The 16740-nt window shown below is 28.7% G+C and carries 16 protein-coding genes; 14 read left to right on the plus strand and 2 right to left on the minus strand.

Annotated features, from left to right (window positions below):
* Positions 1-29 precede the first annotated feature (29 nt).
* From ACRCZX_RS03740 to hutX, 6 genes are all read left to right on the plus strand, one after another.
* A complete protein-coding gene (locus ACRCZX_RS03740) occupies positions 30-1271 on the plus strand; it encodes a methylaspartate ammonia-lyase (protein ID WP_438581603.1) in 1242 nt (413 codons plus the stop codon).
* A 76-nt stretch (positions 1272-1347) separates the two neighbouring features.
* Positions 1348-1614, plus strand: coding sequence for a citrate lyase acyl carrier protein (gene citD, locus ACRCZX_RS03745; protein ID WP_438581604.1), 267 nt, complete (start codon positions 1348-1350; stop codon positions 1612-1614).
* A gap of 1 nt (position 1615) precedes the next feature.
* Positions 1616-2488, plus strand: a complete 873-nt coding sequence (locus ACRCZX_RS03750; protein ID WP_438581605.1) for an HpcH/HpaI aldolase/citrate lyase family protein — start codon at positions 1616-1618, stop codon at positions 2486-2488.
* Between the two features lie 25 nt (positions 2489-2513).
* Positions 2514-4058 (plus strand): citrate lyase subunit alpha, encoded by a 1545-nt coding sequence (gene citF, locus ACRCZX_RS03755; protein WP_438581606.1) that lies wholly within the window; start codon positions 2514-2516, stop codon positions 4056-4058.
* A gap of 194 nt (positions 4059-4252) precedes the next feature.
* Complete coding sequence (locus ACRCZX_RS03760; protein ID WP_438581607.1) at positions 4253-5443, plus strand: YihY/virulence factor BrkB family protein; 1191 nt, start codon at positions 4253-4255, stop codon at positions 5441-5443.
* Between the two features lie 60 nt (positions 5444-5503).
* The gene (gene hutX, locus ACRCZX_RS03765) at positions 5504-5974 is read left to right on the plus strand and encodes a heme utilization cystosolic carrier protein HutX (RefSeq protein ID WP_438581608.1); all 471 of its coding nucleotides are present in this window, start codon (positions 5504-5506) and stop codon (positions 5972-5974) included.
* Between the two features lie 27 nt (positions 5975-6001).
* Here hutX and ACRCZX_RS03770 read toward each other — a convergent pair whose 3' ends face one another.
* The gene (locus ACRCZX_RS03770; protein WP_438581609.1) at positions 6002-6517 is read right to left on the minus strand and encodes a flavodoxin family protein; all 516 of its coding nucleotides are present in this window, start codon (positions 6515-6517) and stop codon (positions 6002-6004) included.
* Positions 6518-6536: 19 nt separating this feature from the next.
* On the minus strand, positions 6537-7238 hold the full coding sequence (locus ACRCZX_RS03775) for an energy transducer TonB (protein WP_438581610.1): 702 nt from the start codon (positions 7236-7238) through the stop codon (positions 6537-6539).
* A 166-nt stretch (positions 7239-7404) separates the two neighbouring features.
* Between ACRCZX_RS03775 and ACRCZX_RS03780 the strand changes: the two genes are divergently transcribed.
* The 8 genes from ACRCZX_RS03780 to ACRCZX_RS03815 are packed head-to-tail and all read left to right on the plus strand — an operon-like array spanning position 7405 to position 16076.
* On the plus strand, positions 7405-8028 hold the full coding sequence (locus ACRCZX_RS03780) for a MotA/TolQ/ExbB proton channel family protein (RefSeq protein WP_438581611.1): 624 nt from the start codon (positions 7405-7407) through the stop codon (positions 8026-8028).
* Positions 8029-8039: 11 nt separating this feature from the next.
* Positions 8040-8477, plus strand: a complete 438-nt coding sequence (locus ACRCZX_RS03785) for an ExbD/TolR family protein (RefSeq protein ID WP_438581612.1) — start codon at positions 8040-8042, stop codon at positions 8475-8477.
* A gap of 7 nt (positions 8478-8484) precedes the next feature.
* Positions 8485-9750, plus strand: coding sequence for a radical SAM protein (locus tag ACRCZX_RS03790; protein WP_438581613.1), 1266 nt, complete (start codon positions 8485-8487; stop codon positions 9748-9750).
* Positions 9751-9764: 14 nt separating this feature from the next.
* Positions 9765-11732 (plus strand): TonB-dependent receptor family protein, encoded by a 1968-nt coding sequence (locus ACRCZX_RS03795; RefSeq protein ID WP_438581614.1) that lies wholly within the window; start codon positions 9765-9767, stop codon positions 11730-11732.
* Between the two features lie 16 nt (positions 11733-11748).
* Positions 11749-12717: a FecCD family ABC transporter permease gene (locus tag ACRCZX_RS03800; protein WP_438581615.1), complete on the plus strand. Its 969-nt coding sequence runs from the start codon at positions 11749-11751 to the stop codon at positions 12715-12717.
* A complete protein-coding gene (locus tag ACRCZX_RS03805) occupies positions 12714-13490 on the plus strand; it encodes an ABC transporter ATP-binding protein (protein ID WP_438581620.1) in 777 nt (258 codons plus the stop codon). Before ACRCZX_RS03800 ends, ACRCZX_RS03805 begins: the two co-directional genes overlap by 4 nt.
* Before the next feature lie 11 nt (positions 13491-13501).
* Positions 13502-14386 carry an ABC transporter substrate-binding protein gene (locus ACRCZX_RS03810; protein ID WP_438581616.1) on the plus strand — a complete coding sequence of 295 codons (885 nt, stop codon included), beginning with the start codon at positions 13502-13504 and terminating at the stop codon, positions 14384-14386.
* The gene (locus ACRCZX_RS03815) at positions 14376-16076 is read left to right on the plus strand and encodes an ABC transporter ATP-binding protein (RefSeq protein ID WP_438581617.1); all 1701 of its coding nucleotides are present in this window, start codon (positions 14376-14378) and stop codon (positions 16074-16076) included. Before ACRCZX_RS03810 ends, ACRCZX_RS03815 begins: the two co-directional genes overlap by 11 nt.
* Positions 16077-16740: the final 664 nt, after the last annotated feature.

Here is a 16740-nt window from a genome sequence, read left to right on the forward strand (position 1 = left end):
AAAACGAAGAGATTTTAGGAGGGGTTAAAATGAGAATAGTTGATGTAGTTTGTTCAGTGGGAAAAACAGGGTTTTATTTTGATGATCAAAAAGCTATCAAAAATGGAGCAGCTCATGATGGCTTTGCTTATGTAGGTGAACCAGTTACAGATGGATTTACTTCAATAAGACAAGCAGGAGAAGCAATATCAGTTCAATTAATATTAGAGGATGGTCAAGTAGCTTTTGGTGATTGTGCAGCGGTTCAATACTCAGGTGCGGGAGGAAGAGATCCATTATTTTTAGCTAAAGATTTTATTCCTGTAATTGAAAAAGAGATTGCTCCAAAGTTAATTGGAAAAGAGTTAAATAACTTCAAAAATCTAGCAGAAGAATTTGATAAAATGCTAATAGATGGGAAAAGATTACATACTGCAATTAGATATGGAATTACTCAAGCGTTATTAGATGCAGTAGCAAAAAATAGAAAAGTTACAATGGCTGAAGTTATTCAAAAAGATTATGATACAGGTTTAAAAATTTCAAAAAGACCAATATTTACTCAATCTGGAGATAATAGATATGAAAATGCTGATAAGATGATTATAAAATCAGCGGATGTTTTACCTCATGCTTTGATAAACCATGTTGAAACAAAATTGGGTAAAAATGGAGAATTATTATTAGAATATGTGGGGTGGTTAAAAGATAGAATAATACATTTAAGAGATTCTAAAGATTACACACCAATTTTACATATTGATGTTTATGGAACAATAGGTACAATTTTTAATTGTGATAATACAAAAATGGCAGATTATTTACAAACACTTGTCGATGCGGCAAAACCATTTAAATTAAGAATTGAAGGTCCTATGGATGTTGATGATAGAGATAAACAGATAGAAGCTTTAGCAGCACTAACAGCTGAAGTAGATAGAAGAAATATGGGGATAGAGCTTGTTGCTGATGAATGGTGTAATACTTATGAAGATATAGTTGCATTTGCTGATGCAAAAGCTGGACATGTTGTACAAATAAAAACTCCAGATTTAGGTGGGATAAATAATATAGCAGAGTCAATACTTTATTGTAATAAAGTAGGAATTGGATCTTATTCTGGTGGAACTTGTAATGAGACTAATAGGTCAGCAGAAGTAACTACAAATATAGCTATGGCTTGTGGTGCTTTACAAGTTTTAGCGAAACCAGGAATGGGTGTTGACGAAGGATATATGATAGTGTTTAATGAAATGAGTAGAGTAGAAGCTCTAGTAAACAGAAGAAAGTAATAGACTTTAATTCTGGAAAAGGTAGGGATTGATCCTACCTTTTCCTTCATTTTACAGAAAAAATAAGAGGTGGAAAATGTTAATAGAGAAAGTATCTAAATGTGGCACATTAGAATCTAATGATATATTTATAATTTTGAGTCCTGGAGAAAATGGAATAGAAGTAGAGTTAGAAAGTGTAGTTCAAAAACAATTTGGAAATCATATAAAGGAAGTAATTGAAAATAAAATAAAAGAGATGGGAATTACATCGGTGTTGATAAAAGCACAAGATAAAGGTGCACTTGATTATACAATAAGAGCTAGAGTAGAAACAGCAGTTTTAAGAGCGGTGGGGTGCTAATATGAGGTTACGAAGAACGATGTTATTTATGCCAGGTAACAACCCAGGAATGCTTCAAACAGCTGATGTTTTCGGTGCTGATTCAGTTATATTTGATTTGGAGGATGCTGTAGCATTAACAGAGAAAGATGCAGCAAGAATGTTGATAAAAGAAGCTATGAAAACAATAGAATATGGTGATACAGAGTTAGTGGTAAGAATAAATCCACTTTCAACTCCATTTGCTATGAACGATATAGATGTAATAGCTCGATTAAAACCAAATGCAATTCTTTTACCAAAAGCAACTCCAGAAGATATGCTTGTTTTAGAAAAAGAATTAGAGAGAATTGAAAAAGAAGAAGGTATTGAAATTGGAACAATAAAAATTCATGCACTAGTAGAAACAGCCTACGGGGTAGAAACAGCCTCTGAAACAATAAGAGTATCAAATAGAATTGAAGCAGTATTGTTAGGTGGAGAAGATTTAGCAGCTGATTTAGGGGTTAAGAGAACAAAAGGTTCAGATGAATTGTTTTATGCTAGAACAAAATTAATAAATATTTGTAAAGCTTTTAAAATAGATATTATAGACACACCTTTTACAGATACAAATGATTATGAAGGTTTAGAAATAGATTCTAAAAAAGCTAAAATGTTAGGATTTACAGGAAAATTGGCAATAAATCCAAGGCAGATAGATAAGATTCATGAAGTTTACTCTCCAACAAAACAAGAGATAAACTACGCACAAAGAGTCATGATTGAAAAAGAAGAAGCTGAAAAGAATGGACTTGGTGTTTTTTCTTTAGATGGAAAAATGGTAGATCTTCCAGTTATAAATAGAGCTTTTAAAATTTTAGAAGTTGCTGAAATTATAGGTTTGTTAGATTGATTGAATAGAACTACAGGAGGGATTCATGAAAAATATTTTAGGAAGAGATGTTCCTGAATTTATAGAAGGTTATGGAAAAGTAAAACAATACGAAGGATATCTTTCTAATAAAAGTGGAAGTGTAAAAAAAGATTTTTATTTTAAAAAATTAATGAAAGAAGAAAGTAAATTGTACAAAGATTTTGAAAAGTTAATGGATGTATTACCGTTAAAAGATGGAATGGTTGTATCTTTTCATCATCATTTAAGAAATGGGGATTATGTTTTAAATATGGTTATGGAGGAAATATATAAAAGAGGTTATAAGGACATAACTCTAGCTGCAAGTTCTATTTTTCCGTGTCATAAGAATTTAGTAAAAATGATAGAAAATAAAGTTATAACACAAATATATTCAGCTTATATATCAGGGCCAGTAGCAGAAGCAATATCTGATGGTAAATTAAATAAACCAGCAATTATGCACACGCATGGAGGGAGAGCAAGAATATTTGAGTCTGGAGAGAGAAATATAGACATAGCTTTTATAGCAGCTCCAACTAGTGATGAGTATGGAAATATAAATGGAGTAGATGGAAAATCAGCTTGTGGAGCATTGGGATATGCACATACTGATGCTGAGCTATCAAATGTAGTAGTCGCAATAACTGATAATTTGGTTCAGTATCCAAATACCACAATAGAAATAAATCAAACGAAAATAGATTATGTTTTAGTAGTTGAGGAAATAGGTAATCCGAAAGGAATTGTATCGGGGACTACGCAAATAACTAAAAATCCAATAGGATTAAAAGTTGCAGATTTAACAGCTAAATTTATTGAAGAATCTGGATATTTAAAAAATGGAATGAGTTTCCAAACTGGTGCAGGAGGAATATCACTAGCAGTAGCAGCGCAATTGAAAAATATAATGAAACTGAAAGAGATATGTGGAAGTTTTGCATCTGGAGGAATAACTGGGTATCTTGTGGATATGTACAAAGAGGGGTTGTTTAAAGCTTTGTTTGACGTGCAATGTTTTGATTTAGAAGCAATAAAATCTGCCAAAGAAAACTCTGCTCATATAACAATGTCAGCTTCGATGTATGCAAATATAAATAATAAAGGTGCTGTTGTAGATAAGTTAGATGTAGTGATATTAGGAGCGACAGAAATTGATACGAATTTTAATGTCAATGTAACAACAGGTTCTACTGGAGTTATAATGGGTGGATCTGGAGGGCATTCAGATACTGCGGCAGGGTCAAAGTTATGTATAATAGTATCTCAACTTGTAAATTCTAGAATTTCAGTTGTAAAAGATAGAGTGACAACAATAACAACACCTGGAGAAACAGTGGATATATTGGTCACAGAAAGAGGAATTGCTATAAATCCTTTAAGAATTGATTTGATAAAGAAATTTAAAAATTCAAAACTACCAATAAAAACAATAGACGAATTGAGAGAAATATCTAAAAATATGACTGGTGAAGAAAAAAATGTGCAATTTTTAGAAAAAATTGTTGCAGTTATAGAGTATAGAGATGGAACAGTTATCGATACAATAAAAAAACTTAAAACTTTTTAGAAAAATTTTGTGTCTAAAGTTTATAGATAATAAGTAAAAGTGCTAGTAATAAAATAATTATTCTTCTGTAAAAAAATAAAAAACCTTTAAAAAAAATTTTTTAAAGGTTTTTTATTTTTTTTTTGAAATAATCTTAGCATACAAAGATATAAAACAGATAAAAAGAATGAAAAAATACTTCAGGAGGATGTCCGATGATGAAAAAAATAAAAAGTTATATAATCGAACTTCAATTAACACATTTTTATAGCCAGATGAAAGGTGCTTTTCAAAATTATAAACGTTCAAATTCAAATTTGTGGGCGAGTACACTTTGCTATTTTACAATATTATCTTTTATACCTATTTTAGCAATAGTTTTTAGCATAGGACGTTGGTTTGGAATTGACAGTTATTATTTAAAGCAATTAACAGATAGCTCACCTTTAAATGAAGAAACAATCGAACTTATTTTAGAAATAGCCCAAAATTTATTACAAAAAACTAGAAGTGGTGTTATTGCAGGAGCTGGATTTTTATCATTAGTCTGGGTTATAATTTCTACATTTTCAGTGATTGAAAAAGCATTAAATAGTATCTGGGGAATAAACGAAACCAGAGGGTTTTTTAGAAAGATTAGTGACTATTTATTAGTTTTTTTTATGTTGCCAATAAGTGTAATTGGAGCAAATCTTTTAAATAATCTTAAAATTGAATTTTTATATATGCAACATATAATATATTTATTAGCGTCATATTTAGCTTTGTGGATATTCTTTATATTTTTTTATACTATTTTGCCAAATACAAAAGTTTCTTTAATTCCAACTGTTTGGAGTAGCTTTGTAGTTTCATTTTTATTAAATCAGAGCAATATGTTATTAGTAAAACTACAAATTGTAATTGCAACATATAACAAAATATATGGAAGTTTTTCAGTTTTATTGTTATCGTTGATATGGTTAAAAATTGTATGGTTTTTAATATTGATTGGAGCACATTTTTCTTATATTTTACAAAATAGAGAAAGTTTAGGAAAAATAGAAGATATAAAAAAAATAAACTTTAAATCAAAGTATTTAGTTACAAAAAAAGCTTTGTTATTTTTAGTAAAAAATTATTTAGATAATGCACCTCCTATAACATTCTTAGAACTGTCTCAAGAATTAAAAATTCCTTTAGAATTAAGTAAAAACATACTCCAAGAGTTAAAGAAGCTAGAGTATGTTTCAATTGTTGAAACTAATTTAAGTGATGATACAAGATATAAGTTAACAATGTGTATTGAAATAATTACATTTGGAAAATTATATAAAGATTTGGAAAATTTAGGAGAAAATTTAAAAATTGATGTGGTAAATTTTGATGATAACATGAAATTAATAGACTATTTAAAAAATATTTGATTGACAAAATGTTTATAATGATATATATTCTAGTCACATAATTAGTGTGGGAGGAATTTAATGAAGGGTAGAATAGAAAGCATTCTTTTAAGTGGTGATAATGTATCTTTAAATAAAGTAACAGTAGAGTTAGATGTTCGAATGATAGATGTATTACGAAATGCTTCAACTGTAAAAAAGTATGATATTTCTAAATTGGATAAATTGTTTGAAGTTTTAAGAAGTTGGGAAAAGGTATTTCTATTAATTGTAACACCAAGTTTTGTATTAGAGATAAAAGATAAATTTCCAAGTGGATTTTATGCACACGGTTATTTAAATTTCCATGATAAAACTTCTTCTATAGGAGGTCATCTAAGTGTTGATAAAATAAAAGAAGTATTTTTAGTTAAGGATATTATGTTTGGAAGAGAAAGTTATTCTATTAAATTCTTTGGAGATGACGAAAATGAAATATTTGCAATATATGTTCCAAGAGATGAAAAAAAAGAACTGATTAAAGAGTGTCTAGAAAGTTTTAAAAGTTTATAAAAAATGAAGAGCTCAGCTCTTCATTTTTTATTTGTTTTGATTTAGTTTGTTCAAAATAGATAAAGCAAATTCTTTAGATTTTTTTAAATCTTCTTTGTTTGGATGTGATTTGGCATCTTCCCATCTTTTTATTCTTTCCTCACTTGGAGCCATTTTATGATCAGAAGTCAAAGTGGAAAACCAAGCAATTAATTTGGGAGCAATTGCTCCTTGGCAAAAATATCCACCTATAACATGATTATTATTTTCTTTCAATAGATTTTTAATGTTATTAATGCAGTCTTTAGCGTGGTCAGAATCTGGATAAGCACCTAAAGTAAAGAAATATGCAACGTTTTTATCAAAAATTTGTTTAGCAAGAGTAAGTGTTGTTTCGTCAAAAGTAGCTCGATCAATCCATCCTCCAATAAAGATCAAATCATAATCTAAATTAATAATTTCAGATACTGATAAAATATCAGCTTCGGGAATAGCTGAATGTATAGATTTAGCAATTTTCTGGGTATTTCCAGTTTGAGATGAATAAGTAATAAGTATTTTCATAAAATTTAAATCCTCCTAGTTATTTTTGATTAAATTTAAACTCTTTATAAAAATAGAGTTTTATTGGTTTGTTATTTAGTGTGACAGGAGTAACTTTCCATTTTTTTAAAGTTTTTTGTACTTCATTCTGGAAACCTAAGTTATCTTTATCATTGTAAAATTTTACTTCTTCAACTTCTCCTTTAAATCCAATAAGAAATCTGACTTTAATAGAAATTTCTTTGTTGTAACTAATTCTTTTAGCAGCTAAAGGATATTCTGGATCAGGTTGAGAGATAAAAGAATATTTTAAACCTTCAATACCTTGATTTTTAGCTGCAAAAACACCATGAGATAGTTGTATTAAATCATTATTGTTATTAGTTCGTATTTCTGATATTTTATCTTCTTGTATTTTTGGATTTTTTTGAATTTTTTTAGCTTCTACAGTTATTTTTTTGGTAGTTTTTTTTTGTTTTAGAGCTTTTATTTTGGTTACTTCAATTTTTTTTTCGATTGTTTTTTTTAGGACCTCTTTTTTTACTTTTTCTTCAATCGGTTCTAAAACTTGTTCTTCAATAACTTCTTGTATAGGTTGGAAAGAGTTAAAATTAACAGATATAGAAGGGATTGTAGTATCGTTTCCAACTTCAATAATCTCATAGTTCTTATTTTTGTTTAAAGAAAATCCGAAGACAAATACACATATATGTAAAAAAATTGAAAAAATAATAAATTTCATAAATCCTCCATAAAAAAATATTTTTCGTAATAATTATAACAAAAAATATTTGAATTATCAAACTATTTATAAAAAAATGGTTTGAATTAAAAATATATTGACTAATTATGTAAAAATAAATATAATAGCTTTGAGAATCAAAATATTAAATCAAAGGGGGTAAAGTATGATAGATATGATTAAAGCAGGAGGGCCATTGATGGGAGCTATAATATTTCTTTCAATAGCAGGTCTTACAGTCATATTAGAAAGAGGTTATTATTTCATTAAAAATGAAAAAGATAATGGAGAGCTTTTAATAAATCATTTGGAAAAATTTATAAAAAATAATGAAAGAGAAAAAGCGATTCAAGTTTGTGATTCATTTAAAAATACTTCGGCAAAAGTTATGAAAACAATTTTGATTGAATATGATGGTGGAAAAATGAATTGTTGCACATATGACTACTTAGAGGAAAAAGCTAGAGAGTGTGCATTGAGAGAGATGCCAAAATTAGATAAGCACATGTGGATTTTAGCATTAACTGCAAATGTTACTCCATTAGCGGGACTGTTAGGAACAGTAACAGGAATGATAGGAGCGTTTACAGCAATGTCTAAAGAAGGTGCAGGAGATCCAACTGTATTAGCATTTGGAATATCTCAAGCCTTAATAACGACTGCATCAGGATTGATAGTAGCTATTCCAGCATTGGTATTTTATAATTTTTATCAAAAGAAAATAGAAAAAGCTATGGTTGATATGGAAAAGAATGTTGTCGAGTTTATAAATATTTTGAGAAAGATGTAGGAGAGAAAAAAATGTTTAAGTCAAAAGGATTTATGAATTATGAAAGAAAACAGCTAACACCAGATTTAACACCGCTAATAGACGTAGTTTTTTTATTATTAATATTTTTTATGGTAGCAACAACTTTTGATGATAAGAAAGGATTGAAGATTGATTTACCAAAATCCGAGGTATCTGAGATTGTAGAATCAGTTGATAAAATATCAGTTTTGCTTACAATTGATGGACAAATGAAATTAAAAATAGATAAAAAAAATGATAGTTTAATGCTTCATATAACAAAAGAGGAGCTTTCAGAAAAATTAAAAAATATTATTTTAACAGTACAGAATAAAAGAGTTGCAATAATTGCAGATAGAGGTATTAACTATGGAAATGTTGTGGATATAATGTCTGATATAAAACTTTCAGGTGCGACAGCGATAGATATAGAAACTAAAGGGAAGTGATTAAATAATGCGTTTTGAAATTAGACATAAAAGTCATCATAATTCAACTGGATTAATTGGAAAATATTATCCACAAAAAAGAGTAACAGAAAATGATTTTTTAAATAAATTATCTGAAGAACCAAAAGATGTTCCAAGAGCTATATATGTTCATACACCATATTGTGACAAAATTTGTTCTTTTTGTAATTTGAATAGAGAGCAAATAAATGGAAGTTTAGATTCTTATGCTGATTATTTAGTTCATGAGTTTGATAAATATGGTCAGTATAGGTATTTTAAGGAAAAAGGTGTTGATGTAATTTACTTTGGTGGAGGAACACCAACGGTTTATAAAAATGAACAGTTAGAAAGAATATTACAAAGTGTAAATAGAAATATAATGTTTAAAGAAGGTTATGAGTTTACTCTAGAAACTACACTTCATAACTTGAATACTGAAAAAATTGAAACAATGAATAAATATGGAGTGAATAGATTATCTGTAGGAATTCAGAGTTTTTCAGATAAAGGAAGAAAGTTTTATAACAGAACTTATACAAAATTGGAAGTTATAAATAGACTATTAGATTTAAAGGAAAAATTTAATGGAGAGGTTTGTATAGATATTATATATAATCATCCAACACAAACAATAGAAGATGCGAAAGAAGATGCAAGAGTTATAAGAGAATTAGATTTAGGAAGTTCAAGTTTCTACTCATTGATGGTACATGAAGGTTCAATATTATCTCATGATATAAAAGATGAAAAGATTAAACTTGAAGAGAATTTAAAAAGAGAAAGAGAGTTACATGACGCTTTCGTAAAAGAGTTAACAACAGATAGCGATTACTATGTTTTAGAATTAACTAAGATAGCTAAAGCAGGAAGAGATAACTATAAATATATAAAAACAAGAACATTTGGAGGAGATACATTCCCAATCGGTGTAGGTGCTGGTGGAAATGTTGATAATATATCTATATTTAGAATGAAAAAAGAGATGGGAATGTTTGTTGAGAAAAGTGAATATCAACAAAGAATAGATAGATTTAATGGGTTATTCCAGTTCCCAACAGTTGAAAAAGATGTGGTTAATAAAATTTTAAACTTTGCAGAGCAAAAAGTATTTAAAGAGGTAATGTCTGGATTAAAGACTGATGGGTTTGTAATAGAAAGTGAAACACATTACAATTTGACGAGTGATGGTCTATTTTGGGGTAATAATATATCCAGAGAGGTTTTAACTACTGTAGTTAAAAGAACTTTAGAAGCAAAAAGTAAATTTTAGAGAGGGATTAAATTATGAACAGGAAGATAGCAGTATTAAGTTTATTAGTAACAGCTTTAAGTTATTCTAATGATGACTTTTTCTATGAGGAAGCCAATAAAGGAGTTAAATTAAATGAGAGTGTTATTTCAACAACAGGATTTGAAATAGCACAAAGAACTGTAACAAATACAGTTACAGTTATAACAGCAAAAGATATTGAAGAGAAAAATTATAAATCAGTATCGGATGCTTTAAGAGATGTCCCAAGTGTAAATATAATTGGAGATCCAAAAGATCCAATTATAGACATGAGAGGGCAGGGAACAAAGGCAGCAGAGAATGTACAAGTTTTAATTGATGGAATTTCAACAGGATCATTAGATTCAAGTCATGGAAGAATGCCTATAAATACAGTTCCAGTTGAAAATATAGAAAAAATAGAAGTGATTCCAGGCGGAGGAGCAATACTTTATGGAAGCGGAACTAGAGGAGGAGTAATTAATATAATTACTAAATCTGGTGTAGGATATAAAGGTGGATCTATATCTAGTGAATTTACTAGTTTTGGAGCTAAAAAAGGGGATGTATCATTTGGAACTTCTGTAGGAGATTTTGGAATAGGAATTAACTATACAAAAAATGATTATAAAGGTTTTAGAGATGGAGACGAATCAGATTCAGAGTTTTTTGAGGGAAGCTTAAAGTATAAAATTGATGGAAATCAAAATGTTACTTTAAAATATTCAAGATATGATGAAAATGCGACATCGCCAGAAAGATTGACAAAAGAGCAACTATCAGATCCGACACAATCAGGTCTTACGAGTTCAAAAGACTTAGCAAAGCTTGATGTGGTTAAGGATGAGTTTAATTTGAAGTATGAAAATAAAATAAATGATAAATTAAAGTTAGATATATTATCTTTCTATCAAGAATCAGATATTGAAACTGTAGGAACTAAGGGAAGCGGAAGGATAGAGTTAGAGGATAAAAAAGTTGGATTCAAACCGAAGCTTCAATTGAAATATGGAGAAAATAGTGCGATTATATTTGGATACGATTTTATATCTCAAGAGATGAATAGGGTTACAGGTTCAAGTACAAACTATAATCTAAGTGATTTTACTAAAATGACAAACAGTGGATTTGTTTTAAATAGAAATAGATTTGGAAAGATTGAATTCACACAAGGTTTTAGATACGAACGTGCTGATTATGATTTAAAAAGAAAAGACAATACTAGAAATCTAGATGAGAAAATAACAAAAGAAAATTATTCAGCGGAAGCGACAGTAAATTATCTATACTCAGATACAGGAAATGTATATGCAAAAATAGAGAGAGGATTTAGATCACCACTTCCACCAGAGATGACTAATACAAAGGATTATTCATTAAGTAAGGCAGACTCAGAAGCATATTTAACTTATGAGTTAGGTGCAAAAGACTATATCTTAGGAAGTTATGTAAATGGAGCAATCTACTACACAGAAACAGATAATGAAATAGCAAGAGTAGCTATTCCAGGAACATTCTATTTCGATTACTATAATATAGGAAAAACTAAAAGATATGGAGCTGAGTTATCAGCAGAGCAATACTTTGGAAAGTTAACTGTTAGAGAAAGTTACGCTCTTATAAAAACAGAGATATTAGAATCAGCAAATTCTAAGTTAGAAGGAAAAGAGATAAGCGATGTACCTACTAATAAGTTATCATTAGGATTATCTTATGAGGTAACACCAAAATTTACAGTTTTAACAGAGACTATTTATGCGTCAGCTTATTACATAAACGATCAAAATACTGGAGGAAAACAAAACGAAAATATAGTTACAGACGTGACGTTTAATTACAATCCGACAGAAGCATTAAAATTATACACAGGAGTAAGAAACCTGTTTAATGAGAAATACTATAACTCTATAAGCACAGATGAGAAAGAGTATGACCCCGCAGCAGAAAGAAGTTTCTATGCAGGATTTAAATATAATTTCTAAAAAAGGGAGAATTAATATGAAAAAACATGTATCGTTAATATTAATTCTGGGAATAATACTAACAGGAACACTTTCTATTGGTTTAGGAAGTGTTTCTGTGCCATTAGAGCAAATACTTTCGATGTCGAGTGCCCCAGATTATATAAAAACAATAATTTATGATATAAGATTACCAAGAATAATTATGGCAATATTGATAGGGATGATGTTATCATCAAGCGGTGTAGTGGTTCAAGCGGTTTTTCAAAATCCATTAGCAGATCCGTATATAATAGGGATAGCTGCAAGTGCTACTTTTGGAGCAGTAATAGCTTATGTTTTTCAACTTCCAGATATATTTTATGGAATTTTAGCATTTTTTTCATGCTTGATAAGTACATTTATAATATTTAAGTTATCAAATAAAAATGGAAAAGTAGATATAACAACTTTATTGATAGTAGGAATAGCAGTTTCGTCATTTATAGGAGCGTTTACATCTTTTGCTATGTATTTAATTGGAGAGGAATCTTTTAAAATTACAATGTGGTTGATGGGATATTTAGGAGGGGCGACATGGACAAAGGTAGGATTATTAACAGTACCACTAGTTTTCTCTTTAATTTTCTTTTATTTACAAAGAAATCAATTAGATGCATTGTTATCTGGAGATGAAGAAGCAAACTCTTTAGGAGTAGATGTTCATACATTAAAGGCAAAAATTTTAACAATATCCGCCTTAGTAGTGGCTTTTTCAGTTGCTTTTTCAGGAATGATAGGTTTTGTAGGTTTGATAATACCTCATTCAATAAGAATGATAGTAGGACCATCAAATTCTAAACTAATACCAAATTCAGCTTTAGCAGGAGCATTTTTTTTATTAATATGTGATACAATAGGTAGATTGCTATTAGCTCCTGTAGAAATTCCAATAGGTGTAGTAACAGCATTTTTTGGAGCACCATTTTTTCTATATTTAGCATTTAAATCAAAAGGAGCAAAATAGTGGGGATAAAAATTAAAAACTTATCTTTTTCCTATGAAGATAAAGAAATATTGAAGAATTTAGAAGTTGACATAAAAAAAGGAAAGATGACTGGTATTTTAGGTCCTAATGGTTGTGGCAAATCAACTTTTTTAAAAAATATATTAGGTTATTTATCACCAAATACTGGTAAAATAATATTTAATGGAAAAGATTCATCACAGCTCTCAAAAAAAGAAAAAGCTAAAATAATATCTTTGGTACCTCAAAAATCAAGTTTGATGACAAATATGTCAGTAAAAGATTTTGTTTTGATGGGAAGATTACCTCATTTGAAATCAAATTGGTCTGGATATTCTTTTCGTGATTTAAATCATGTTCAGGATAATCTTAAATTATTGAATTTAGAGACTTTTGCTGAAAGAGTTGCTATAAGTTTGTCTGGAGGAGAGTTTCAAAGAGTTTTATTGGCAAGAGCTTTAACTCAAGATCCTGAAATTCTATTGTTGGATGAACCAACATCAGCCTTAGATTTAAATCATGCTGTAGATCTATTAAATAAAGTTAAAAAATTAGTATTGGAAAAGTCGTTGACTAGCGTTACGGTACTTCATGATTTGAATTTAGCAGCAATGTTCTGCGATGAATTAATAATGATGAAAGATGGAGTTGTAAAGTTTTATGGAACTCCAGAAAAAGTTTTAACAGAAGAAAACTTAAAAGAAGTTTATAATTTAAAGTCAAAGATAATTAAAGATGAAAATGGAATACCATATATAATACCTTTAATATAGGAGGATAAAAAGTGAAAAAAATAGCAATGTTTTTATTTATAATTTTGATAAGTAATTTAACTTTTGCTTTAAAAATAGAAAAAGGTTTTATTGTTGATTCGAAAGGAAATAAAGTTGAAAAAAAAGAATATAAAAAGATTTTGATACTGGATCCTGCAGCAGTAGAATCTTTTTACCTTATAGGAGGAGAGGAAAATATAGTCGCTATTGCAGATACAGCTAAAAATCAGATTTGGCCAAAAGAAAAAACAAAATTTTTACCTAAAGTAGGAACAATAATGAAGCCTTCAATAGAGCAGGTTTTAAGTTTTACTCCAGATTTAGTAATATTAAATAGTATGTCAGAAAGCTTTAGTGAAAGTTTAAAAGCTAGAAAATTTAATTTTGTAATAAATGAAGCAAATTCTTTTGAAGAAATATTAAAGAACTTAGAAATTTATGGAGTTATAACAGGAAAACAAAGTAACTCTGAAAAATTGATAACTATTTATAAAAATAAACTAGAAAAAATAAATAGTGATATAAAAAACAAGCCTTTAAATATAAAAGGAGCATTTCTATTTTCAACATCTCCAATGATGGTATTTACAGAAACCTCTTTACCTGGAGAGATATTTAAAACACTAGGAATTGAAAATATAGCAAAAGATTTACCAGGTGGAAGACCAATTTTATCACCGGAATTTTTATTAACTCAAAATCCAGATATATTGGTTGGATCAATGGCAATAAAAAATAAAAATGACATTTTAAATAGTAACCCAATTGTAAAAAAAACTAAAGCAGGAAAAAAAGAAAATATAATGATAATTGAATCAGATAAAATATTAAGAGGAACTCCTAGAGTTATTGATGCACTAGAAGAGTTATACAAGGAGTTGTCAAATGTTAAATAGTGTACTGAAGTATTATTTGAAAGAGAAAAAACTGCTAACTTATTTTTTAGTTAGCAGTTTTTTTGTAACAGTTTTAGATTTATATGGGCCTATAGTAGTTCAAAAATTAATAGATAAATCAATTCCAAATAAAAATTTAAAAGAATTTTTTACTTTTTCTGCTACATTATTATTTATTTATTTAGTGAGATTGATATTAGCTATTTATTCTAGTTCTAGAGGTCAATTGATGGGAAATAAAATAAAATTTTTAATGAGAGAAGATCTTTTTCAAAAGATTTTAAAGCAACCAGATGAATATTTTATGAAAAATCAAAGTGGTGATACGATTTCAAGAGTAACGAATGATTTAGAAAATGTTTCTACATTGCTTTATAGAGGACTTGAAGATTTTTTATTTTCACTATTATCAATTTTAGGAGCTCTTATATTAATGGCTAGTTTTAACTTAAAGTTAACAATGATTACGATGATTCCATTGCCAATAGCATTTTATTTTACAATATTACAAAATAAAAAATTAAAAAAAGGTTATATAGTTGTAAGAGAAAAATACTCAGAGTTAACATCTAAAATTCATGATTCTTTAAAGACTATATTTTTTATTAAAGATAATGTTTTAGAGGAAGATGTATTTGGAAAATTTTCAGAAAAAAATATCAATCTTTTAGATGTTGAAAAAATTAATATTTTTAATATATCAACTTTAATGTCAGGAATAAATTTTTATAATCAACTAACTCAGTTAATAGTAATATTTATAGGTGGTTATATGCATATAAACGAAGAGATAAGTATTGGAGTAATAGTCAGTTTTATACTATTAACAAATAGATTCAGAGTTTATTTACTTCGATTGATGGGGCTTGTGGATGTTTTTCAAAAAGGTACAACTGGTATACGTAGATTCTTAGATGTTATGAATATTCCAGATGAAAAAAACGGAGAAATTTTTATAAAAGATAGTATTGAAAAGATAGAAGTTAAAGAGTTGAATTTTTCTTTTGGAAATGTAGATGTTATAAAAGATTTGTCATTAATTATTGAAAAAGGTCAAAAGATAGCTTTTATAGGGGAGAGTGGAGTAGGGAAAACAACTATATTTTCTCTTTTAAAAAGAACATTTATGCCGGATGAAAATACAATTTTAATAAATGAATGTTGTATAACTGATTTGGAGAGAGAAAGTTTACTCGGTAAGATAGCTGTTGTAGACCAAAAAGATAGTTTGATGAATGAAAGTATTTTAGAGAATATAAGAGTAGTGAAGAAAGATGCTACTACTGAAGAGATTTATAAAGCTTTGGAGTTGGCTCAATTGGAAGATTTTGTAAATAATTTAGAACATAAAGAAAATACAAAATTAGGGCAAGGTGGAGTTAATCTAAGTTCAGGACAGTTGCAAAGATTAGCAATGGCAAGATTATTTTTAAGAAATCCGGATATAATAATGTTAGATGAGGGGACTTCAGCACTTGATAATATATTAGAAAAGAAGATTATGGATAATATATTAGAAAAATTCAATGATAAAATAATAATATCAATAGCTCATAGGCTTAATACAATAAAAGAATTTGATAAAATAGTTGTTTTAGGCAAAGAAGGAATTAAAGAAATGGGAGATTATGAAAGCTTGATGGAGAGAAAAGGAGAATTTTTTGAAATGTATAAAGCTGGCAATTTGTAAACAACACTAAAAAAGTGTAATTATTTATTGACATTTTTCATTTTAAAATATACTATGTAGATATAATATTTTGTGATACGAAATTAAAGGAGATAAAAGTATGAAAATAGGAATGAATAATAACATTGGTGCGACACGTTTCATAATGAAAAGTTATGACATGTTAAAAGTAGCTTAGTAGAAGCGAAATAACAGAGAACTGTATTTTCGAGAAGTAGAATGAAGGAGTAACGCCCTGAAATGCTTCCTCTGATACTCCGATATGCGATTAGGTTCTAACTAAACTTAGCGTGTAAAGCTCGGTAAAGGCGGTTGAGAGTTATCCCTAACAGGTTAAGCTGAGGAAATGCGAACCAGAGGTGGTCGAGGTAATGATAGATCGGGAGTGAAATCTATAAGGTTAGAATGCACGAGAGTGCTGACAAAGTTGCGAATGTAAGAGTCTAAAAATTAATATAACAGAAATGTTATAACCTCAAAATTGTGGGGTAAGTGGCGATTAGTAAAAATCTGTGTTATGAAACTCGCTATACTGTTACAGGCAGTATCTAGCTTACAGGCTTATAGTAACGACCTAAGTAGATTTAATGATAGAAAATATGGAACGTGGAAAGCAAGACACAACATAAAACCTAGTTAGAGGGTTGGTGAATATAAGTTAAAG

Origin of the sequence: Cetobacterium sp., from assembly GCF_051658645.1 — a bacterium.
Classification (GTDB): domain Bacteria; phylum Fusobacteriota; class Fusobacteriia; order Fusobacteriales; family Fusobacteriaceae; genus Cetobacterium_A.

What these genes read in the sequence shown, in the direction of transcription:
- citF (WP_438581606.1), top strand. Translation starts at nt 2,514, where the DNA reads ATGAAAAATATTTTAGGAAGAGATGTTCCTGAATTTATAGAAGGTTAT.
- citD (WP_438581604.1), top strand. Translation starts at nt 1,348, where the DNA reads ATGTTAATAGAGAAAGTATCTAAATGTGGCACATTAGAATCTAATGAT.
- ACRCZX_RS03780 (WP_438581611.1), top strand. Translation starts at nt 7,405, where the DNA reads ATGATAGATATGATTAAAGCAGGAGGGCCATTGATGGGAGCTATAATA.
- ACRCZX_RS03760 (WP_438581607.1), top strand. Translation starts at nt 4,253, where the DNA reads ATGATGAAAAAAATAAAAAGTTATATAATCGAACTTCAATTAACACAT.
- hutX (WP_438581608.1), top strand. Translation starts at nt 5,504, where the DNA reads ATGAAGGGTAGAATAGAAAGCATTCTTTTAAGTGGTGATAATGTATCT.
- ACRCZX_RS03740 (WP_438581603.1), top strand. Translation starts at nt 30, where the DNA reads ATGAGAATAGTTGATGTAGTTTGTTCAGTGGGAAAAACAGGGTTTTAT.
- ACRCZX_RS03795 (WP_438581614.1), top strand. Translation starts at nt 9,765, where the DNA reads ATGAACAGGAAGATAGCAGTATTAAGTTTATTAGTAACAGCTTTAAGT.
- ACRCZX_RS03815 (WP_438581617.1), top strand. Translation starts at nt 14,376, where the DNA reads ATGTTAAATAGTGTACTGAAGTATTATTTGAAAGAGAAAAAACTGCTA.
- ACRCZX_RS03785 (WP_438581612.1), top strand. Translation starts at nt 8,040, where the DNA reads ATGTTTAAGTCAAAAGGATTTATGAATTATGAAAGAAAACAGCTAACA.
- ACRCZX_RS03770 (WP_438581609.1), bottom strand. Translation starts at nt 6,517, where the DNA reads ATGAAAATACTTATTACTTATTCATCTCAAACTGGAAATACCCAGAAA.
- ACRCZX_RS03775 (WP_438581610.1), bottom strand. Translation starts at nt 7,238, where the DNA reads ATGAAATTTATTATTTTTTCAATTTTTTTACATATATGTGTATTTGTC.
- ACRCZX_RS03750 (WP_438581605.1), top strand. Translation starts at nt 1,616, where the DNA reads ATGAGGTTACGAAGAACGATGTTATTTATGCCAGGTAACAACCCAGGA.
- ACRCZX_RS03800 (WP_438581615.1), top strand. Translation starts at nt 11,749, where the DNA reads ATGAAAAAACATGTATCGTTAATATTAATTCTGGGAATAATACTAACA.
- ACRCZX_RS03790 (WP_438581613.1), top strand. Translation starts at nt 8,485, where the DNA reads ATGCGTTTTGAAATTAGACATAAAAGTCATCATAATTCAACTGGATTA.